At 60.9% G+C, this 20928-nt stretch carries 22 protein-coding genes; 7 read left to right on the top strand and 15 right to left on the bottom strand.

What is annotated here, in order from left to right:
* The first annotated feature begins 28 nt into the window (after positions 1–28).
* Positions 29–466: a ribosomal maturation YjgA family protein gene (locus BS629_RS31610; protein ID WP_172643993.1), complete on the top strand. Its 438-nt coding sequence runs from the start codon at positions 29–31 to the stop codon at positions 464–466.
* A 10-nt stretch (positions 467–476) separates the two neighbouring features.
* On the opposite strand, the gene msrQ is transcribed toward BS629_RS31610, so the two are convergent.
* Together msrQ and msrP are read right to left on the bottom strand one after the other, a co-directional pair.
* Entirely contained in the window at positions 477–1133 is a 657-nt protein-coding gene (gene msrQ, locus BS629_RS31615) for a protein-methionine-sulfoxide reductase heme-binding subunit MsrQ (protein ID WP_018241649.1), read from the bottom strand.
* Positions 1133–2080 carry a protein-methionine-sulfoxide reductase catalytic subunit MsrP gene (gene msrP, locus BS629_RS31620; protein WP_018241650.1) on the bottom strand — a complete coding sequence of 316 codons (948 nt, stop codon included), beginning with the start codon at positions 2078–2080 and terminating at the stop codon, positions 1133–1135. Before msrP ends, msrQ begins: the two co-directional genes overlap by 1 nt.
* 335 nt (positions 2081–2415) lie before the next feature.
* Here msrP and ilvD point away from each other — a divergent pair, with 335 nt between their 5' ends.
* Positions 2416–4254, top strand: a complete 1839-nt coding sequence (gene ilvD, locus BS629_RS31625) for a dihydroxy-acid dehydratase (protein WP_018241651.1) — start codon at positions 2416–2418, stop codon at positions 4252–4254.
* A 58-nt stretch (positions 4255–4312) separates the two neighbouring features.
* On the opposite strand, the gene BS629_RS31630 is transcribed toward ilvD, so the two are convergent.
* Together BS629_RS31630 and BS629_RS31635 are read right to left on the bottom strand one after the other, a co-directional pair.
* Positions 4313–4666, bottom strand: a complete 354-nt coding sequence (locus BS629_RS31630; protein ID WP_077988763.1) for a lysozyme inhibitor LprI family protein — start codon at positions 4664–4666, stop codon at positions 4313–4315.
* Between the two features lie 23 nt (positions 4667–4689).
* Positions 4690–5070: a YkvA family protein gene (locus BS629_RS31635; RefSeq protein WP_018241653.1), complete on the bottom strand. Its 381-nt coding sequence runs from the start codon at positions 5068–5070 to the stop codon at positions 4690–4692.
* 256 nt (positions 5071–5326) lie between these two features.
* Here BS629_RS31635 and BS629_RS31640 point away from each other — a divergent pair, with 256 nt between their 5' ends.
* Both BS629_RS31640 and BS629_RS31645 read left to right on the top strand, forming a co-directional pair.
* A complete protein-coding gene (locus BS629_RS31640) occupies positions 5327–6730 on the top strand; it encodes a DegQ family serine endoprotease (protein WP_018241654.1) in 1404 nt (467 codons plus the stop codon).
* A complete protein-coding gene (locus BS629_RS31645; RefSeq protein ID WP_018241655.1) occupies positions 6727–8043 on the top strand; it encodes a replication-associated recombination protein A in 1317 nt (438 codons plus the stop codon). The genes BS629_RS31640 and BS629_RS31645 overlap by 4 nt, the downstream gene beginning before the upstream one ends.
* 31 nt (positions 8044–8074) lie before the next feature.
* On the opposite strand, the gene BS629_RS31650 is transcribed toward BS629_RS31645, so the two are convergent.
* From BS629_RS31650 to BS629_RS39025, 6 genes are all read right to left on the bottom strand, one after another.
* Positions 8075–8749, bottom strand: a complete 675-nt coding sequence (locus BS629_RS31650; protein WP_018241656.1) for a VIT1/CCC1 transporter family protein — start codon at positions 8747–8749, stop codon at positions 8075–8077.
* 280 nt (positions 8750–9029) lie between these two features.
* Positions 9030–9341, bottom strand: a complete 312-nt coding sequence (locus BS629_RS31655; protein WP_018241657.1) for a DUF1883 domain-containing protein — start codon at positions 9339–9341, stop codon at positions 9030–9032.
* Between the two features lie 131 nt (positions 9342–9472).
* Positions 9473–9736 carry a hypothetical protein gene (locus BS629_RS31660; protein WP_018241658.1) on the bottom strand — a complete coding sequence of 88 codons (264 nt, stop codon included), beginning with the start codon at positions 9734–9736 and terminating at the stop codon, positions 9473–9475.
* 27 nt (positions 9737–9763) lie between these two features.
* Positions 9764–9946, bottom strand: a complete 183-nt coding sequence (locus BS629_RS31665; protein ID WP_032980120.1) for a hypothetical protein — start codon at positions 9944–9946, stop codon at positions 9764–9766.
* 122 nt (positions 9947–10068) lie between these two features.
* Positions 10069–10989 (bottom strand): 4-hydroxy-tetrahydrodipicolinate synthase, encoded by a 921-nt coding sequence (dapA, locus tag BS629_RS31670; RefSeq protein WP_018241660.1) that lies wholly within the window; start codon positions 10987–10989, stop codon positions 10069–10071.
* A gap of 9 nt (positions 10990–10998) precedes the next feature.
* Positions 10999–11148 carry a hypothetical protein gene (locus BS629_RS39025; RefSeq protein ID WP_155256902.1) on the bottom strand — a complete coding sequence of 50 codons (150 nt, stop codon included), beginning with the start codon at positions 11146–11148 and terminating at the stop codon, positions 10999–11001.
* Between the two features lie 146 nt (positions 11149–11294).
* Between BS629_RS39025 and BS629_RS31675 the strand changes: the two genes are divergently transcribed.
* Entirely contained in the window at positions 11295–12290 is a 996-nt protein-coding gene (locus BS629_RS31675) for an alpha/beta fold hydrolase (protein ID WP_018241662.1), read from the top strand.
* Between the two features lie 41 nt (positions 12291–12331).
* Here the strand turns inward: BS629_RS31675 and BS629_RS31680 are convergent, their stop codons facing one another.
* Positions 12332–13336, bottom strand: coding sequence for a ketopantoate reductase family protein (locus BS629_RS31680; protein WP_018241663.1), 1005 nt, complete (start codon positions 13334–13336; stop codon positions 12332–12334).
* A gap of 150 nt (positions 13337–13486) precedes the next feature.
* Complete coding sequence (locus BS629_RS31685; protein ID WP_018241664.1) at positions 13487–14338, bottom strand: oxidoreductase; 852 nt, start codon at positions 14336–14338, stop codon at positions 13487–13489.
* A 126-nt stretch (positions 14339–14464) separates the two neighbouring features.
* Between BS629_RS31685 and BS629_RS31690 the strand changes: the two genes are divergently transcribed.
* On the top strand, positions 14465–15352 hold the full coding sequence (locus BS629_RS31690) for a LysR family transcriptional regulator (protein ID WP_018241665.1): 888 nt from the start codon (positions 14465–14467) through the stop codon (positions 15350–15352).
* Between the two features lie 169 nt (positions 15353–15521).
* Positions 15522–16496: an alpha/beta hydrolase gene (locus BS629_RS31695; RefSeq protein WP_018241666.1), complete on the top strand. Its 975-nt coding sequence runs from the start codon at positions 15522–15524 to the stop codon at positions 16494–16496.
* A 70-nt stretch (positions 16497–16566) separates the two neighbouring features.
* Here BS629_RS31695 and BS629_RS31700 read toward each other — a convergent pair whose 3' ends face one another.
* From BS629_RS31700 to BS629_RS31710, 3 genes are all read right to left on the bottom strand, one after another.
* Entirely contained in the window at positions 16567–17190 is a 624-nt protein-coding gene (locus BS629_RS31700; RefSeq protein WP_018241667.1) for a carboxymuconolactone decarboxylase family protein, read from the bottom strand.
* A 63-nt stretch (positions 17191–17253) separates the two neighbouring features.
* On the bottom strand, positions 17254–18789 hold the full coding sequence (locus BS629_RS31705; protein WP_018241668.1) for a sensor histidine kinase: 1536 nt from the start codon (positions 18787–18789) through the stop codon (positions 17254–17256).
* Positions 18790–18949: 160 nt separating this feature from the next.
* Positions 18950–20917 carry a helix-turn-helix domain-containing protein gene (locus tag BS629_RS31710; RefSeq protein ID WP_018241669.1) on the bottom strand — a complete coding sequence of 656 codons (1968 nt, stop codon included), beginning with the start codon at positions 20915–20917 and terminating at the stop codon, positions 18950–18952.
* Positions 20918–20928 lie beyond the last annotated feature (11 nt).

Consider the following 20928-nt stretch of genomic DNA (forward strand, 5'->3'; position numbering starts at 1 on the left):
ATGACTACTCCTAGCGTTACCACTAGGACTGCCAGTCAGTAGCCCGTCATCGCAAGACGGCTTTCACCGTGGGCTTACGTTCCTTCCTCTGGCCGCCCTGTTTCTTGTCATCGTTCTCGGGCTGGTGCTCCGCAGGTTTGGCTATGCGGCCGGTCTGCCTTTTATCGTCGTCAAATATGGCGGATCGGCACTCTGGGGAGCGATGGTCTATCTGCTCGTGGCGCTCTTTGTCACAAGGTCACGGCCGGCAGTAATTGCCGTCACAGCGCTGTTCATAGCGATCTCAGTGGAATTGTTCCGGCTTTATCATACGCCCTGGCTCGACGCGTTTCGGCTGACCACGGCAGGCGCGTTGTTGCTTGGCCGGGTATTTTCGCTTTGGAACATGCTGGCTTATGCCATCGGCATAGCCGCGGCCTGCGCCTTCGATCCCGCACGGTGGGCTGCGACCCATCCTCGCGGGTAAGTCTGCAATCCTACGAAACAGACGCTACTGCGCGATTGCGCGTCCGCCCTTTGCCCTTCTGCCTGTTGCGTGCGATTGGCCGATAGGAGCGGTAGAGGATGAGCGCGATGATCAGCCCGACATAGATATATTGCTCGAGGTCGAGGATCTTGGTCGAGAGCGCGAAGTGCAACGCCCCGCAGGCGGCGACGATATAGACGAGGCGATGCAGCCAGATCCAGTTCTTGCCGAGGCGGCGGATCGAGAGATTGTTGGATGTCAGCGCCAGCGGAATGAGCATCGCAAGCCCGGCCATGCCGAACATGATGAAGGGGCGCTTCAGCACGTCGTTGATGACGGCAGAAATATCCATCGCCTGGTCGAGCACCATGTAGACGGTGAAATGCATCAGCGCGTAGTAGAAGGTCAGCAGCCCGAGGGCGCGGCGATAGCGCAGATAGTTCCAGCCGAAGAGCTCACGGGCAGGGGAAACGGCAAGGGTCAGGATCAGAAAACGGATCGTCCAGATGCCGAGGAAGAGCTCGAAGGTTTTGACCGGATCGGCGCCGAGCTGATCAGTCGCGCCGAGATAGAAAGTCCAGGCCGCAGGCACGAGCCCGACGACATAAAGCAGCCAGACGGAGGCGGGTTGCCAGCGCTTCGGGATGGCGAGCGACAGTTCCGCCATCAGAAATTCGCCTTCAGGTCCATGCCGGCATAAAGGCTCGCCACCTCGTCTGCATAACCGTTGAAGGGCAGGGTGGGATGGCGGCTCGCGCCAAAGAAGCCGCTTTCGCCGATGCGCCGTTCGCTCGCCTGGCTCCAGCGGGGATGGTCGACCGCTGGATTGACGTTGGCGTAGAAGCCGTATTCCTGCGGATTGGTGACCTGCCAGGTATTCTTGGGCTGCCGGTCGGTGAGTGTGATCCTGACGATCGACTTGATGCCCTTGAAGCCGTATTTCCACGGCACGACGAGCCGGATCGGCGCGCCGTTCTGGTTTGGCAGCGTTTCGCCATAGAGCCCGACGGCAAGCAGCGTCAGCGGATGGCGCGCCTCGTCCAGGCGCAGACCTTCGACATAGGGCCAGTCGAGCGACTGGAAGAAGCCCTTCTGCCCAGGCATCTCGTCCGGCCGCACGACTGTTTCGAATGAGACGTATTTGGCGCTGCCGAGCGGCTCCACCTTGTCGAGCAGCGATGCCAGCGGAAAGCCGTCCCAGGGGATGACCATGGACCAGGCCTCGACGCAGCGCATCCGGTAGGTGCGCTCCTCGATCGGGAATTCCTTCATCAGCACCTCGAGGTCGAAGGTACCTGGCTTGTTGACCATGCCGTCGACCTTGATCGTCCAGGGCAGCGGCTTGAAATCGCTGGAAAGTGCTGCGGGATCGCCCTTGTCGAGGCCGAACTCATAGAAATTATTGTAGGTCGTGACGTCCTTGAGCGGCGTCGCCTTCTCGTCGACCTTGTACTTGCTCTCAACGGCGGAGAGGGCCGCAGCGCTCGCCTTGCCGGCGCTGTAGAGCGCCATGGCGCCAAGTGCTGCCGCGCCGAGGAATTCACGACGGCGCACATAGATCTGGCGCGGCGTGATCTCCGATGACGCGATCTTCGGTGGGCGATAGGTTGGCATGGCGAAATCTCCTGGGCGGATTTCTGCAATATAGTCTTTAAACGAACCGCCCGCATGTTCGGATGAGTGTCTAAGCCTTGAATATTACAGACGTGAAGCCAATTTTTTGTGTTCGGCCGTGATGGAATAGGCTGTAACGAAACGTCGCGCTGTACCGTATATGATCGATGGGCCTCATGGCGCTTGGCCCATGGCGTACCGGATTTGGCCTTCACGGTAGTGACAGCCCCCGTCGATTGGATTAGGACAATTCGAAAAAGCAGCGTTTGCCCGGCCTGCAGGCTCCATGCCGCCCCGCTTCGCCTGATAATTCCGACACGTTGAGGAAGACACCGATGCCAGCTTACCGTTCCAGAACCACGACCCATGGCCGCAACATGGCGGGCGCCCGCGGCCTTTGGCGCGCCACGGGCATGAAGGATTCGGATTTCGGCAAGCCGATCATCGCGGTGGTGAATTCCTTCACCCAGTTCGTGCCCGGCCACGTGCACCTGAAGGACCTTGGCCAGCTCGTCGCCCGCGAGATCGAGGCGGCTGGCGGTGTTGCCAAGGAATTCAACACGATCGCCGTCGATGACGGCATCGCCATGGGGCATGACGGCATGCTGTATTCGCTGCCCTCGCGAGAGCTCATTGCCGACAGCGTTGAATACATGGTCAATGCCCATTGCGCCGACGCCATGGTCTGCATCTCCAACTGCGACAAGATCACCCCCGGCATGCTGATGGCGTCGCTACGCCTCAATATCCCGACCGTCTTCGTCTCCGGCGGTCCGATGGAAGCCGGCAAGGTCGTGCTGCACGGCAAGACGCATGCACTCGACCTCGTCGATGCCATGGTCGCCGCAGCCGATGACAAGATCAGTGACGAGGACGTCCAGACCATCGAACGCTCTGCCTGTCCGACCTGCGGCTCCTGCTCCGGCATGTTCACCGCCAATTCGATGAACTGCCTGACGGAAGCGCTCGGCCTGTCGCTGCCCGGCAACGGCTCGACGCTTGCCACCCACGCCGACCGCAAGCGCCTCTTCGTCGAGGCCGGCCATCTGATTGTCGATCTCGCCCGCCGTTACTACGAGCAGGACGACGTAAAGGCGCTGCCGCGCATCATCGCTTCCAAACAGGCGTTTGAGAATGCCATGACGCTCGATATCGCCATGGGCGGCTCGACCAATACGGTCCTGCACATCCTTGCTGCCGCCCATGAAGGCGAGGTCGATTTCACCATGGCCGATATCGATGCGCTATCGCGCCGGGTGCCGTGCCTGTCAAAGGTCGCCCCCGCCAAGAGTGATGTTCACATGGAAGACGTCCACCGCGCCGGCGGCATCATGTCGATCCTCGGCGAACTCGACAAGGGCGGCCTCTTGAACCGCGATTGCCCGACCGTCCATGCCGAGACGCTGGGCGATGCGATCGATCGCTGGGATATCACCCGCACCAACAGCGAAACCGTTCGCAACTTTTATCGTGCCGCTCCGGGTGGCATTCCCACCCAGGTCGCCTTCAGCCAGGAGGCCCGCTGGGACGAACTCGACACCGACCGCGAAAACGGCGTCATCCGCTCGGTCGAGCATCCCTTCTCCAAGGATGGTGGTCTTGCCGTGCTCAAGGGCAACCTTGCGATCGACGGCTGCATCGTCAAGACTGCCGGCGTCGATGAATCGATCCTGAAATTCTCCGGCCCCGCCCGCGTCTTCGAAAGCCAGGATGCCTCCGTCAAGGCGATCCTTGCCAACGAGGTGAAGGCCGGCGACGTCGTCGTCATCCGCTACGAAGGCCCGAAGGGCGGCCCAGGCATGCAGGAAATGCTCTATCCGACGAGCTATCTGAAGTCGAAGGGCCTTGGCAAGGCCTGCGCGCTCATCACCGACGGCCGCTTCTCCGGCGGCACCTCCGGCCTCTCGATCGGCCATGCCTCGCCGGAAGCGGCAAATGGCGGCACGATTGGCCTGGTGCGCGAAGGTGACATGATCGACATCGACATCCCCAACCGCACGATCAGCCTGCGCGTCAGTGAGACCGAACTCGCCGCCCGCCGCGCCGATCAGGATGCCAAGGGCTGGTATCCCACAGAAGTCCGCAAGCGCAACGTCACGACCGCCCTGAAGGCCTACGCCGCCTTCGCAACGAGTGCGGACCGCGGCGCCGTGCGCGATCTGAACGCCCGCTGAGTCGCTTCAACCTGCGACCCGCTGATTAAGAGTCAGCTGCTCCGCCGACCGGTCGCTTTTAAAGCGGCCGGTTGATGTTTTTATAGGTCTCGCCGAGCTGCTTCAGCCGCTCGTCATAGACAGCCTTGATACAGGCCACATCCGCCCCGCATTCCTGCCGTTTCTTCAGCCAGCCCGTCTGCTCGTCCTGCAATGTGCCGCGCGAGCCCATCGCCAGCAGACCGGAGAGCAGTTCAAACGTGGTTGCCATCTTCACGTCGGCATCGTTGAGTGCGCGGTTGTCGCAGATCGCTTTCTCATCCGGCTTCAATTCCTTCGCATCGCAATCGAAGCTTGCTGCCTGTACCAGGTTCGATGCAATGAGCAGCATCGCAAAGCCGAGAGCCGCTGTCGTCGTTCTTGTCGTGATCATTCATATGTTCCTATTGCCGCCGGTCAGGCCAGCTTCCGCAGTGCCAGAGCCAGGAAGATGATGCAGATGAGCCAGACGGCAAGGATGAAGATCAGTCCGACCCGGCTGGAGGGACGTTCGATGCGCCTTGCCGCCTCCGTGCGAAGCTCGTTCATCACCTCTGCCGGAACGAGCCGGATCGCCAGCATGATGCCGAGCGGCACGATGAGGAGATCGTCGAGATAGCCGAGGATGGGGATGAAATCGGGGATGAGATCGATGGGCGACAGCGCGTAGGCGGCAACGGCGCCGGCCACCGCTTTAGCATGCCACGGCACGCGGGGATCGCGGGCGGCAAGCCATAGGGCCACGATGTCACGCTTCAGTGACTTCGCCCAGTTTTTGGCTTTTGATATCAGTTGCATGGCCAATCTTCCTGAATCAAATTCATAATGACTTCAACCGGTTTCCAAGACATCCCTTTGCCTTATTCTTCCATGCTTCCGCCCCCTTTCCTTTCTAGCGTCGGGCCGCAGAACAGGATGATTTTAGGCCGGTCGGCCTAAAATCTGAATCCTGTTCGCAATTAAATAGTTAGAGCATGATGTCGTCCGAAAACCGCTCACACTTTTCGGCATCATGCTCTAAAACGTTCCTCAAGAGGATTCAAAAGGGATACCCATGCAAGGCCTGTTCAAGCGCGCCTCCGTCTCGCTATTCGCTCTCATGCTCGTTCTGCCGGCTGCGGCCCATGCGCAGACGGCAAAGACCGTACCCGAGAGCCAGATGCAGATGCAGCTCTCCTTCGCCCCGCTCGTCAAACAGACGTCGGGCGCCGTCGTCAACGTCTATGCGGAAAAGACCGTCAAGCGGCAGTCGCCCTTTGCCGGCGACCCTTTCTTCGAGCAGTTTTTCGGCCAGCAGATGCCAAACCGTTCGGAAAAGCAGTCGTCGCTCGGTTCCGGCGTCATCGTCGAGGCGAACGGCACTGTCGTGACCAACAATCATGTCGTCGAAGGCGCCGACGACATCAAGATCGCACTGTCGGATGGCCGCGAATTCCCCTGCAAGGTGGTGCTGCGTGATGACCGTGTCGATCTCGCCGTGCTGAAGATCGACACCAAGGAAAGCTTTCCGACATTGCCGATCGGCAATTCCGATACGGTCGAGGTCGGCGATCTCGTGCTGGCGATCGGCAACCCCTTCGGCGTCGGCCAGACGGTGACGAGCGGTATCGTCTCAGCACTTGCCCGCAACCAGGTGGTCAGGAACGAATTCGGCTTCTTCATCCAGACCGATGCCTCGATCAATCCCGGCAATTCCGGCGGCGCCTTGATGAACATGAAGGGCGAACTGATCGGCATCAACACGGCGATCTTCTCGCGCGGCGGCGGCTCGAACGGCATCGGCTTCGCCATCCCTGCCAATCTGGTCAAGGTCTTCCTCTCCTCTGCCGATGCCGGCGTCAAATCCTTCGAACGGCCCTATGTCGGCGCGAGCTTCGATGCCGTAACCTCGGAAGTGGCTGAGGCGCTGGGGCTGAACAAGGCCCGCGGCGCGCTCGTCGTCAAGGTCTCGGAAGGCGGGCCGGCGGCCAAGGCCGGGCTGAAGGCCGGAGAAATCGTCACTGCCGTCGACGGGATTTCTGTCGAACATCCGGATGCGCTGCTCTACCGGCTGACGACGGCGGGCCTCGGCACATCGGTCAACCTCACCGTCGTCGAGAACGGCCGCGAGGAGCAGCTGCCGCTGACGCTCGCCCGTGCCCCGGAAACCTCGCCGCGCGACCAGCGCACGATCGGCGGGCATACGCCGTTTACCGGCGCCGTCGTCGAGAACCTGTCGCCCCGGGTCGCCGACGAGCTGCGCATGCCGCCGGAATCGGCGGGCGTCGTCGTATCCGAGGTGAAGGACGATTCGCCTGCTGCCCGTCTCGGTTTCGAACCGAAGGATATCATCGTCTCGATCAACGGCACGGATGTGAAGTCGACCAGCGAACTATCCCAGATCGCCGATAGCGACCCCGGCCTCTGGCGGGTCGAGATAGAGCGCGACGGCCAGCGCATCCGGCAATTTTTCCGATGAGCAACGATCTCTTCGCGCCGCGTGTTCCGGAGGAGGTCGCTGCCAGGCGGCCGCTTGCCGACCGGCTGCGGCCGAAGACGCTTGCCGATGTCACTGGTCAGGAACACCTGACCGGTGAGGATGGCGTGCTGAAAAGGATGATCGAAAGCGGCTCGCTCGGCTCGATGATCTTCTGGGGTCCGCCCGGCACCGGCAAGACGACGGTGGCACGGTTGCTTTCGGGCGAGGCGGGCCTGGCCTTCGAGCAGATATCGGCGATCTTCTCCGGCGTCGCCGATCTGAAGAAGGTGTTCGAGACAGCCCGTTTGCGGCGTATGGACGGCCGTCAGACGCTGCTCTTCGTCGATGAGATCCATCGTTTCAACCGCGCCCAGCAGGACAGTTTCCTGCCCGTCATGGAGGATGGCACCGTCATCCTCGTCGGCGCCACCACCGAGAACCCATCCTTTGAGCTCAACGCCGCTCTGCTGTCGCGTGCCCGTGTGCTCACCTTCAAGTCGCATGACGAGGAGAGCCTCGAGGAACTGCTGAAGCGTGCCGAGGCGATCGAGCAGAAGCCGCTGCCGCTGACGGAGGATGCTCGCGTCAGCCTGATCCGCATGGCCGACGGCGATGGCCGCGCGGTGCTGACGCTCGCCGAAGAAGTCTGGCGCGCGGCGCGCGAAGGCGAGAGCTTCGACACAGAAGGCCTGACGCGCATCGTCCAGCGCCGTGCCCCGGTCTACGACAAGGCGCAGGATGGTCACTACAATCTGATCTCGGCGCTGCATAAATCCGTACGCGGCTCGGATCCCGATGCCGCGCTCTACTATCTCGCCCGTATGTTCGATGCAGGCGAGGATCCGCTCTATCTCGGCCGGCGGCTGGTGCGCATGGCGGTTGAGGATATCGGTCTTGCCGATCCGCAGGCGCTGGTGATCTGTAATGCCGCCAAGGATGCCTATGAGTATCTCGGCTCGCCGGAAGGTGAACTGGCGCTGGCCCAGGCCTGCGTTTATCTCGCCACCGCGCCGAAATCGAATGCGGTCTACACTGCCTTCAAGGCGGCAAGCCAGGCCGCGAAGCAGAATGGCTCGCTGCTGCCGCCGAAGCATATCCTCAATGCGCCGACCAAGCTGATGAAGGGCGAGGGTTACGGCGAAGGTTATCGCTACGACCACGACGAGCCGGACGCCTTTTCCGGCCAGGACTATTTCCCGGAGAAGATGGGTCGCCAGATCTTCTACGATCCGCCGGAGCGCGGTTTCGAACGCGATATCCGCAAGCGGCTGGAATGGTGGGCAAAGCTTCGCAAGGAGCGCAATCCGCGCTGAGGCGCGGTGCCTGTTCGGTTGGTGAAGGGGCTCAGCCGCCAAGAACGATCGCTATTGCAACCAGAAGCAATCCGAGACAAGTCATCGTCATCCCTGCATAAAAGGGCCTGCCTCCTGAAAACGTCGCCCACGCATAGCCCGTCACAAATAGCAGCATAATAAGAAACAGGTTGCTGGCTCTCAGGGCAAGCTGCGCATTATCGATGAGAAGGAAAGGGATAACTGCCGGAATGGAGGTGGCAGAAACCAAAAAGAAGATCGCAATTGCGGCAAACAGATCGCCTTTCGATAGGGACACCTTCACAGGATCGGCCCGAGATGCGAGCGTCAGGAGTGACCGATAGAGTGCCTCCGCATCGGCGGCCTTTCCAGAAAATGGTGCTTCTTCAATCGGGAATTCGTTCGCGAGCACCATGAGCGCCGCAGATTCACTTTTGGCGGCTTTGATTTGCCGAAAAAGGCGCAGCCGTCTGCTCCTGTGGAATGTCGTGCCCAGGATGAATAATACGGCGTCAATGATCCCCCAAGCGACATTGCATCCGATTGTTGCAACTAAAAGCTCCTGAACATTTAACCCCTCTTTTTCAAGAACAAGTCTCGAACCAATCGTCCACGTGAGCGCCATAATCAATCCGAAAAGTACTTCGCCGAGCGCATCGCCAGGATCGATGATATTGGTGATACGACCCATTGGGCTCGAAGTCATGGACTACTCCCCACGTTGTGAAGATCTTCGTCTGCTACCCCACTTACCCTCGGCGCATCAAATGGCGAGCCGAGTTGCATCTGGTGGCGCTGCGGCGCGGGCAAGCCTCGCGACAGGAGAACTGTGATCGACGTGGCAGTCTGATTCAATGATCCTGATCAAGGATCGGGGAGGATCTACGCGTTTTCCGAGGGCTTGATGGTTGCACGAACGCCCTAATCGCGGGCGCCGGCTGGTTGGCAGGAGAGACGAGCCGAGAAGATGCGTGGTGCTGCCAAGCTCAGGAAACGCGCGGCGTCTTCTGATTTGCCGGCGCGGCGATCACCTTGACGGACGATTCCGCAAGCCCGTGATGACCTTCCATGTCGACGACGACATGCCAGTGACCGCTTTCCGGAACGGCGATTTTGATCGGCGATTTGCGCGCGACGCCGCCGATATATTTGAAATCGAGAACCTCGGTGAACCGCTGGAAATTCGGCGCCGTCATCAGGCGGACATTGTTCACCGCATTCAACGACACCTCGATGATCGTTCCGGCGCGTTGTTCCTTGAGATCATAATGGGTGAAGCGGAAATTCGGTTTCGGCATCGGTCTCGCGGCGTCTGAAGTCTCTGCGCCAGGATTTTACCAGCATGCCGGTTAAGGAAAAGTTGGATATTGGCCTCCAACCCATGTCTTCGGTCTCCTGCCGGCTGAAAACGGCGGGAGACCGATAAGATTTAGTGGATATTCGCGGTGCTACGCGCAAAGGGCGCGAATTCGAGCACCATGCCTGCGGCCGCCCTATGGATATCAGCCGAGGGGCAGTTGCATTCCCCTGCAGCGAAATGGAGGGCGGCCGCCTCATTGATGAAGAGCCCGCCAACGAGGCCATCGCGATCGTGGACGATCCAGCGGCCGCTTCTGTCGCGGCCGACGGTGAAGCGGGCGGAAGGTGAGGGCGCTGCGGAAGGCAGGCTGCGGCGTTGCTGTGCGTTTGCCATTGTAATGATTCTTCGGTCCTGATGGTTTCAGCGGGAGATGAGATTGAAGGTCATCTGCACCAGCCCGGCAAAGGCCATCGCTGCCCCAAGGCGGGGCGCAATGGCGGCAAGGCCGGAGAGCATCGGATGGGAGGGATCGGCGGCGAGTGTGCCGAGGTGGCTGCGTTGCAGCGGGTCGCTCTCGGCACTCGGTTCAGTCAGGCGTGACATCGGTTTGTCCTTTCGAAGTCTCACTCAACCGCCGCTTGAAAATGCGGCGGTGTCACGCCTTGGAAGATAGGCGTCAGCGGATAGGGTTTCCATTTGGCGCCAGAGAGGAAAATATAAAAATCTCATAGGGATAGCGCCATCCTCGTGCTGCTTTCGTCAAGGAAAGGCGCAAGCGCCTCGCCGATGGCCAAACACACCTCCGGCTCGGCCGCGACAAGCGGAAGGCGAAGCTCGGCCTTCAGCCCGCGCATCAGCCGCAGCGCATACTTGATCCTCGCCGGATCGCCCTCCGGCCCGAGCGCTGATATCAGCGGTAGCAACCATTCCTGCAGAGAATGCGCGGCCGAAAGGTTCCCGGCCCGGGCCGCCTGCTGCATCGAGGTGAAGAGCCGCGGCACCACATTGGCGCCCGACGAGATCGTGCCGTCGCCGCCGGCGATGGTGAAGGCGAGCGCGGAAGGATCGTGCGCGGAAAAGAAGCGGAAGCGCTGCCGCAGGATAGCCGAAAGGCCGACGAAGCGAGCGATGTCGCCCGTGGCGTCGCGGATGCCAAAGATTCCCGGGATGACGGCCAGTCTGTCGAGCGTTTCCGTCGAAAGATCGCTCGCCGTCTGCGCCGGCGCATGGTCGATGATGACGGGCAGTCCGCCTGCCGCCGCCAGCTGCTCGAAGTGGTGGACGATGCCCTGCTGCCCAGGCTTGGAATAATAGGGCACTGTAACGAGCGCTGCTGCGGCGCCGAGCACTTCCGCCTCGCGGGTGAGCGCGATCGTGCTGTCGGTGGAATTGGTGCCGGTGGCGGCGACGACCGGCACGCGGCCGGCCGCAGAGCGGATGACGAGATCGATTACCTCGGCGCGCTCCTGCTGCGAAAGCGTCGGGCCTTCCCCCATTGTCGAGCAGACGGTGAGCCCGTCGACGCCGCTTAGGATCTGCCATTCCGCAAGCGCCCGGAGCGCCGGCCTGTCGAGACAGCCATGACGAAACGGCGTGATGAGAGTGGTGATCGCGCCGCCAAGGCGCGGCATTCTCGCCGCTTCCATGGGCCGGCCTCAGAGCCAGCCGAAAACGACGACGTAGAGCTCGACGCAGGCGAGCACCACGCCGAAGACGATCAGCGCTCGGGCAGTGCGCTTCTCGCGCATCCGCCGGCTGCCGCGCGTGATCCTGTAGGGGTGAAGGGGTTTAGAATCGGAGGACATGACATATCGCATGGCATTTGACCTTTGCAGTGATGGCGAAAGCCTACTGCTGCGCGCGATAGGAAATCCATTCGGGGCACGGGGTGAAAATATAGGAATGGCATAAAGGTGATGGCAGAAATTTCGAAGCGCGGTGTCGGAAAAGCATGATCGCCGCCGTCCTTGCGGTATCGACGCAAACACGGAGCAAGGACATGTCGAAAATGACGCTGATTTCGATGATCGCAACGGTCGCCGCATTCCTGGCCGCGCCCGATATATCAGGTGCTGACGGTGGCACGCCGGCGAGCGAGGACAAAAAGGCCGTAGCGCCGATCGTCAGGAAGGGAAGTTTGCCGGTCAACGGCATCGATTATTATTACGAGATCCGTGGAGAGGGCGAACCGCTGCTGCTCCTTCACGGCGGCCTCGGGCAGATCGAGATGTTCGCGCCGGTCATGCCTGTTTTCACCGACCACCGGCAGGTGATTGCCGTCGATCTGCAGGGCCATGGCCGCACGCCCCTCGGCAAGCGGCCGATCGAGCTTCCGGCCATCGGCGCCGATCTCGCGATCCTGGTGAAGCAACTCGGCTACGACAAGCTCGACGTCTTCGGTTATTCCTTCGGCGGCGGGGTGGCGCTGAACATGGCGGCGACCGCGCCCGACCGGGTGCGCCGGCTGGTGATACTCTCGGCGCCCTATGCGCAGAACGGCTTCTTCCCGGAGATGCTGCCGCAACAGGCGGCCGTCGGCGCTGGTATGGCCGACATGATGAAGGACACGCCGATGTTCCTCTCCTACAAGGCGGTGGCGCCCGACGTTTCCGAATTTCCGAAGCTGCTCGACGCCATGGGCGCACTGATGCGCGAACCCATCGACTATAGCGATGCCGTCACCAAGCTCACCATGCCGGTCATGCTGATCTATGGCGATGCCGACATGATCCGGCCCGAGCATATGATCGACTTCTACCACAAGCTCGGCGGCGGTCTGCGCGATGCAGGCTGGATGCGGGAAAACATGTCGAGGAACCGGCTGGCGATCCTGCCTGATCTCACCCATTACGAGACTTTCGCCTCGCCCCTTATGGCGAATATGGCAATGACCTTCCTCGATGGCGGCGGCAAGGCGCCGAACTGGGCCGAGCAGGTCGGAAAGTAAGTGAAGACGGCCGGGCTTTCCGGTCGCCTTTCCCTCTGCGATCAGCTGCCGCGCTGGTTTTCCCTATCCAATTGCGTTACCAGCGCCAGGATCGTTTCCGAGTCTGGCGTCGGCACGGCACTCAGGCGTCCGAGCGTCACTACCATGCCGACCAGCGGCGTGATTTCGAGCGCCTTGCCGCCGATCAGGTCCTGCAGCATCGATGTGCGCACGGCGCCGATGTGGCGCGATTGTTCGAGCCGCTGCTCGACGGTCATGCTGAAACGCGCGCCCAAGGCCTCGCCGACGGCGCGGACCTCGTTCATCACCTTGCCGACCGTGGTCGAAAGTGCCGGATCTGCCATGATGTCGGTCATCAGCGCCCTGGTCAGCGCGCTGATCGGGTTGAAGGCGGTATTGCCCATCAGCTTGCTCCAGATCTCGTCGCGGATAACAGGCGTCGTCGTGATGTTGAGGCCGGCGTCGGTCAGCACCGCGGCGATCGCCTCGAGATCGGGCGAGATCTCGCCCGAGGGCTCGCCGAGCACGAAGCGGCCGTTGTTGGCAAGCTGGATCTCACCGGGATTGATCACCTCTGCGCCTTGATAAGCGACACCGCCGATGACCCGTTGCGGCCCGATCAGCCGCCAAAGCCTGCCGCCGGGATCGAGCTCGTCGAACTGCAGCTCGGCATGCCGGCTCAGGGTATCGCGGTGAAAATACCACCACGGAATGCCGTTAAGGATCATGACGACGCGGGTACCTTCCTTGAGGAGGCTTGCAATGCCTTCGGCAGCGGGTGCCAGCTGATGCCCCTTGAGGCCGGTGATGACGAGATCCTGCGGCGGCAATGTCTTGGGATCGTCGGTCGCGGTGAGGCGGACATTGAGCGGCCTTTCTGCATCGGCTTCGCGCAGGCTGAGACCGTTGTCGCGAATGGCGTCGAGATGGGCTCCACGCGCGACGACGGAGATGGTGGCGTCGTTTCCGGCTTGGCTCGCAAGCTTAACGGCGATAGCGCCGCCGAGTGCGCCAGCGCCATAGATGCAGATGGACTTGATGGACATGCTCGCCTCTTCCTGGTGGGGTGATCGAACCTAGATCTAGGTCATTCCAGACATGAGGCGAATGCTAATTTGCCGCATCATGCGTTTTCCTGCGGTCACAGCGGCGCTGCCGCCGCATCCCGAGATCTGGGATGTGGCGGGCAGTGCCCTTCAGGCCAAGGCCGTTGCATCGCTTGGAAAATCCGTGGACAGCGCGAGCTGGCGCCAGGCGGCAAGTTCCTTTTCGACGCTGGCATGCTGCTGCTCGATGACGGCCACCGTGTCGCTGCCGAACGGCATCCGCAGCGGCGGATTGGCCGAGTTGACCATCGTCATGATGCCGGTGGCGAGCCTGGCGGGATTGCCGGGCTGGGCATGGTTGGCGTCGGCGGCGAAACTGCGCATGTTGCCGGCCGGCGTGCCTTCGTAGTCGGCGATGGAGGCCGGGCTCACCGCCAGCGACGTGTCGGCGAGGAAATCCGTGCGGAAGAAGCCGGGCTCGACGATCGTCACCTTGATGCCGAAAGGTTCGAGTTCGGCGGCCATCGACTCGGACAAACCTTCGACGGCGAACTTCGTCGAGCCGTAGACGCCCCAGCCGGGATAGCCGAAGTAACCGCCGATCGAGGAAAAGTTAAGGATGTGGCCGGAACGCTGGCGGCGCATATAGGGCAGCACGGCGCGCGTCACCTTCAGCAGACCAAAGACGTTCGTGGCATAGAGCCTTTCGATCTCTTCGGCAGTGGCTTCCTCGACAGCGCCGAGCAGGCCGTAGCCGGCATTGTTGGCGAGAACATCGATGCGGCCGAAGCGGGCGATGCCGGCAGCCGCGGCCTCTTTCGCTTGTGCCTCGTTGGTGACGTCGAGGGCGACAGCAAGCAGGTTCGGATGATCACCGAACTGCTCGGTCACGGTCTTCGGGTTGCGGGCGGTGGCGATGACGGCATCGCCTGATGCGAGGGCTTCCTTGGTCATCAGCGCGCCGAAGCCGCGGGATGCACCAGTGATGAACCAGACTTTCATGACGAATTCCTCTCGATAACTGTTCGGTTGGCGTCGCATCTCTGTGCTGACGGGTTGAATTTGACCGAAAATCCGTTGCTGTATAAGATTTGTTATTCTTGAAACTATGATGAGTGTATTTCAGTAATGCGAGCCACCGAACTGTCCGAACTTGCGGCCTTCGCGGCGGTCGCGCGGCATAAGAGCTTTCGGAAGGCGGGTGAGGAGCGGGGCGTCACCGCTTCCGCAATCAGTCATGCCGTGCTCAATCTCGAAGACCGGATCGGCGTTCGCCTGCTCAACCGCACGACGCGCAGCGTTTCGCTGACCGAGGCCGGCGAACTCCTGGTCTCGCATCTCGATCCGGCCTTCGGCGAGATGGCAGCAGCGCTCGATGCCCTGAACCGCTACCGCGATACGCCGTTCGGCAAGGTGAGGATTAATGTGCCGAACTCGATCGGCCCCTTCGTCATCGGCCGCATCATCGGCCCCTTGCTCAAAAGCAATCCCCATTTGCAGCTGGAGATCAACGCGACCGACAGGCTGGTCGATATCGTCGAGGAGGGCTTCGATGCCGGCATCCGCTTCGGCGAGCGCGTCACGGAAGGCATGATCGCGCTGCGCATCAAGCCGCGCATCCGCTTGGTCGTCGTCGGTTCGCCCGCCTATTTCGAGACCCGGCCGAAGCCGACGATACCCCACGAACTCAAGCGCCATCTCTGCATTCAGAACATGTTTCCGTCAGGTGCGCGCTATGCCTGGGAATTCGAGAAGGATGGCCAGACCGTCAGCTTTCGGCCAACCGGACCGCTGTCGCTCGATGACCACGAACTGATGATGCAGGCGGCACTTGGCGGTGTCGGCCTTGCCTATATCTGGGAGCCGCGCGTGGAGAAGGCGATCGCCAGCGGAGAGCTGATCCAGGTGCTGGACGACTGGTGCCAACCGGAGGAACCGCTCTATCTCTACTATCCGAGCCGCCGCCACATGTCGGCGGGCTTCAGAGCAGTCATCGACGCGATGAGAGCCGAGTAAAAAGGTCGGGATTCGCATCGCTCACCCTTTTGACTTCGCCGCGTGAACTGGCCAAAGATACTGCCATGGCCGTCATGGCCCGCATCATCGGGAGAGGTTGATGAACCGTCGGATTTTGCCAACTGCCAATCGAAGAGGACTAAAGCGGATCAGCGGTCTGTTTCCTGCGTTGGCTGCGCTGATGCTGCTCGCCTCGGCGGCGGCCGGGCGAGACATCGGACCGCAAAGCCAAATCTCGCGCGAGCAGGTCGAAAAATTCATCGGCCTCTGGAAAGATCACTTTGCCGGCGCCGATAGCCTGCAGCAGCGGCGGACAGCCTTCAGGACGCTGATGGAGACGACGCCGGGGCCGACGCGCATCCAGGTTCGGCAAGTCGATGCCGACGGCGTCGATGCCGAGTTGATGTGGCCCGCTCGTCTTCATCATCCAATTGGCCAAAGGGTGATCCTCTATGTTCATGGCGGCGGCTTTTCCAGCGGCTCGATCCGCACGCACAGCCTGCTCGCGGGATCTCTCGCCAAGGCCGCGTCCAGCGACGTTCTTCTCATCGATTATCGGCTGATGCCCGAATATGCTTATCCCGCGCAGATCAACGATGCGCTGACAGCCTATCGTTGGCTTCTCGACAACGGCTATCGCAACGAGAACATCATCGTCGCCGGAGATGGCGCCGGCGGCAATATCGCGATCGAGACGGTGCTGCGGCAGATGCAGGCGGCGAAACCGCTGCCGGCTGCCGTGATTGCCCTCAGCCCCATCACCGATCTTGCCGCGACGGGCGGCTCGATGACATCAAATGCCGGAAACGACCCACTGCTCGGCAAGGCTGAGATCGAGACGCTGCGCAAGACCTATCTCCGCAGCCGGTCTCCGACCGATCCCCAGGCATCGCCGCTCTATGCCGACATGGCCGGCTTTCCGCCGCTGCTGCTGCAGGTCGGCTCCGGCGAAGTCCTGCTGGATGATACGCTACGGCTCGCCGACAAGGCGCACCAGGCGGGAGTGGATGTCACCACCGAGGTCTGGCCGGGCATGCCGCATCAGTGGCAGCTGTTTCCCTCTTTGCTCGACGACGCCGATCGGTCGAGCCAGAATATCGCCGAGTTCGCGATCCAGCATTTTGCGGACAAACCGCAGGAGTAGAGGCCGCAGGAGTGACGGCCTGAGGAGTTGGAGCCGCAAGAGCACACGCCGGACGCTCTCCGTCATCGCATCATTGCGATGTGCCGCGGGACGGTGAGGGCGCCAGAGGCCGCTCGACTTCCCGGCCGACGCTGAGCGTCTTTCGCACATTCGGCTCCAGCCGCTCGATATAGGCGTGGTCGGGTGCAGCGCCCAGCGCATCCAGCATTTTCGAGAAGAAACACCGGGCCGCTGCCGCAGCGGTGACGTCGAACACATCGGCATCGCTCAGCCCGTGTTTTTTCAGGCCATCTATATCCTGCTGTGTCACCGACGTCGCATCGCGTGCCACCTTGGCGGCAAAGGCCATGATCGCGCGTTCGCCGGCATCGATCGGCGCCTTCTCCGTCTCGTTGACAACAGCTGTCAGCCCGTCGCTGGTGAAACCCTCGCGCAGCAGCACCGAGCCGTGCGCCAGCATGCAATACGAGGATTTCAGCTCTTTTGCCGCCGCCAGCGTCACCAGTTCATAGCGCCGCAGGCTCATATGGCCGCGAATGCTTGAAAGCAGCGCTGCCCAGCTCTCCATCACCTCCGGCCGGTGGCCGAAGGCCCGGTACATGTTCGGCAGATATCCGTAGTTCGCCTCGGCCGACGCATACATCGACGTCGTCTTCTCGCTGGCGGATGCATTGGGGGTGTGAATGAAAGCCATGGCATGATCCTCCTCTATTGTGAGAAGGATAGGGTAGATATGCAGGACAGCAATCCTGAAACATCAGGCAGCGTCACTGGTCGCGGAAGCGTTACCAATTCTCTTGATGGGAAGGGTTACGGTAAATGTCGATCCGCATCCTCTTTCGCTTCGAACCTCTATCGAGCCGCTATGCAGTTCAACGATCTGCTTCACCAGGTTGAGGCCGATACCCGTTCCGGCAATCCCGGTCGACGTCCGGGCACGAAAATAGCGCTGGAACAGCCGTGGCACGTCTTCTGGATCGATCCCCACCCCGTCATCGCTGATGGAAACTTTAACGTTTCCTGTCTCCGCCCATGCCGTGACGCGAATTTCCGATGTTCCAGGCGCGTATTTGACGGCATTGGAAAGCAGGTTGGTAAAGACCTGTGCCAAAGTGCGGGGATCGGCATCGATGAACTCCGGCAGCCCATCGATATCCAACACAAAACTGTGCGACTTTGCGATTGTCGACTGCCGCTCGCAACAGGTTTCTATCAATGATCTCAATGCGCAGGCGCCGTAATTGATATCGATCTTGCCGGTATCAAGGCGTCCCGCTGACAGGATGCTCTCCATGAGATCGACAATCCGGTTCACCGATGCGCGGATTTGATCGACCTTGTCGCTGAGAAATTCGGGCTCGACCGCCCCCCTTTTTCGCAGCAGCCGCTGGGCAGCAGCGTCGATGATTGCAAGCGGGGTCCTGAATTCATGGGATGCCATCGCCACGAATTGCCGCTGCAATTCGTTGATGTTCCGCTCCTGCGCCAGCATGCGCTCGAGTTCCCGCGCCTGCCGCTCGACTTCCGCCGTGCGGCTCTGCACCGTCGCTTCGAGCTGATCGTGATGCCGGCGCAGCTCTTCGGCAAGTCGAACGGTCTTGGTGACGTCCTCATGGGTGGCCACATATCCACCGTTCTGCATCGGATTGTGGGTGATCTTGATAACGCGTCCATCGGCCAGAACGATGTTCTGGCTGGCCGGCGCACCGCGGGCTGTCGCTTCAAAGACCACGTCAAAATAGGTCGTGGTATCGGCCGGGCCATTTCCCTCCCGGTTGCGATAGGCCAGGATATCCACAAGCGGCGTTCCCGGTTGCGTCAGAAGGTCCGGCAGATTGTACATCCGCGCGTAGGAGGCGTTGCACAATATCAGGTTCTTGGTCGAATCGAACATGCATAGCCCATGCGGCATGTTGCTGAGGGCTGCGTCGAACCGGCGATGTTGTTCGGTCAGGCTGTCTTCGACCCGAATGAGAGTCGAGATGTCTTCATAACTGAGGATCCAGCCTCCATCCCTCGATGGGGCGCAGGTCAATGAGACCATTCCTCCGTCCGAAAGGGCAAACGGAGACGTGGGCGGTCCACCGACCATCGATCGCCGGGACGCCACCGCACGGCAGTCTGCAGTGCCCGGCAATCCGTCGATATTCATGCCTTTGCGAATGGCTCCTTGCGGAAGGCCGAGAATATCAAGCGTGCGTGAATTGAAAGCCGTCACCGTACCGGCAGGATCAAGCAGAACAATGCCCTGAGGCAGGCTCTCCAGAATGGATTCAAACGAGTGTGACATCATCCGGCCCTGCTTCAGATCTGGCGCGTTTGCACGTATCCGTAGCATTCGTCAGAAACGATAAAGTTTCGCTAATGTCTACCGGCGGGAAGTCCTCGACGGAAACCTGGAGCACACGCCTGATCCGGAATACTTCTGTCGTTTGCGATAGGCGAACCAGCGTTCAAGCGGAAGCTGCTTTGATTCTGCCGGCAGGCTGCGGAGAACCGTATGTCGACTTCAGGTGGAACGCCAGGCTGAGCAGCAGATAATCGTCCTTATTGTCGATGTCCTTGCCCATCAATAGCTGCGCCCGCTGCAGCCTTTGATAGAGGGTGTTGATGTGTATGCCGAGGGAGGCCGCTGCCTTGGACGCTGATTTTCCGCTCTCGATGTAGATTTCCAAGGTCCTTAGAAGGGCGTCGCCGTTTGCTTCATTCTCGAAGGGAGCGAGTATCTGATCTGCGAATTCGAGGATATCAGCAGCGGATTGTTTGCGCAGCAGTCTGTCGATGCCGGTCTCGCTGTGCATGAGGATGCCCGGCCGATGCCGCATGCCCATGAGATGCGCGGCCTCGACAGCCTGGGCGGCGGCTTCGGGATAACGATGGGGCGCGCTTTGAATCAGGCTCGCCCCGCAACACCATCCCTCCGCAGCCGCCTGGTCTCCGATGGATTCCAGGTTCGTCCTCAGGGTTTCCTCGGTGGCGGCGCAGAACAGCAGGAAGACGCCTTCGTCCGTATAGAACGACAGCTGGTTGCGGATCGTCGCCGCCTTCAATGCCTGCTGCAGCGTTCTCTGCAGGAACAGGCTCTGGTTCTGGGCGCTCTCCTGCTCGTGCCTGACAAAGATGATCTGGCAGTACTTCCTGATCTGGAAGCCGAACCGGACGGCTCCGCCAGACGTGACGAGATCATCCCTTCCCAAGGCCTCGAAGTGCTTCCGTCTCTTGCTGTTGAGGATTTCGTCCTGTGACGCGCTGCGGACAATTTCGAGCGCTACGAAAGCGGATACCACGCCCAAGATCGCAGCGGCATAGCTTGCTTTGTCGCCGCGCTCGAAACGAAAGGCTCCGACGACGTCGTCGGCGACACGGACGGGATGCACGAGGACGGCCTCCGTGGTCTTCGGCTCCTTCCATTCCTTGGACCCGAACGTCGTTCCAAAAATATCGGCGTAGTGGAAATCGATGCCGTAATGCGTCGCTATTTCCTCGAGATGTTCGCTGAGTGGCCGGTGGTGCGTGAAGATGGAGAGGATGTCGTCATGGGCCGAGAGCGAGCGCGCCAGCTCCGCATTGCGCTTTTCGATCTCCAGCCGCATCCGGTTGATGCTTTCATTCGATCGGACGGCCAACTCGTAGGCCTGCGACTTCTTGTAGGCGATGGCAAGCTGCGTCGCGACGGCTGCAAGCAGGCTTACGCTGAATTCACCATAGGCGGACCCCTCCCGAAACGACATGACTGTCAGCGTCCCCAGCGTCGTCGTATCCGTCCTGATGGGAACGCAGATAAGGCTATGAGAGAGGCGCTGTTCGGACAGGAAGCGAACGTTCGGCTCACGCAGGTTCGCATGAGCGTCCCTGATATCTTCCGGGGAGTTCAGCAGGACGGCCGTTCCGGTTGAGAACACGCTGCCGGAGATCGATTCTTGAGGCGTGGTGCGATAATTGTAATAATCGTCGTCGAAGCCGACCTGCGACACCGGAATGAGGAGACCCGACGCCTCGTCGTAAAGTCTCAGTACGCCAGCATCGCTCGCGGCTATCACACTCAGCGTCTGCTCGATCGCGTTCATGTTGATCTCGTTCGGATCGAGAGAATCGAGGACATTGCGATTGATGGCATTCATGGCCTGGACCGCGCGGTTCTGAAAGCGGATGACCGCGCTAAGCACTATCTTCTGTAGGCGGGCGAAGACGGTTTCATAGTGGGCGCCGGGAATCCGCACCTCGCAGACGGCCCCTGCAAAATAGGAAATATCGGCGGTCAATATGGCATCGTCCTCGTCGCGGCGGTGGCTGAAGGTGATCGTAGGTTCCGACGCGTCGGTGTCCGGAATCGTCGGTCGACCCGAAGCTCGCCGCCAGCTCACGAGCGGTCGGCTCGACAAAAGCAAAAGCGAACTCTCAATTTCGTTCATGATCGTCATGTGGCACCCAT

This window comes from Rhizobium leguminosarum bv. viciae USDA 2370, assembly GCF_002008365.1.
Taxonomy (GTDB): Bacteria; Pseudomonadota; Alphaproteobacteria; order Rhizobiales; family Rhizobiaceae; genus Rhizobium; species Rhizobium leguminosarum.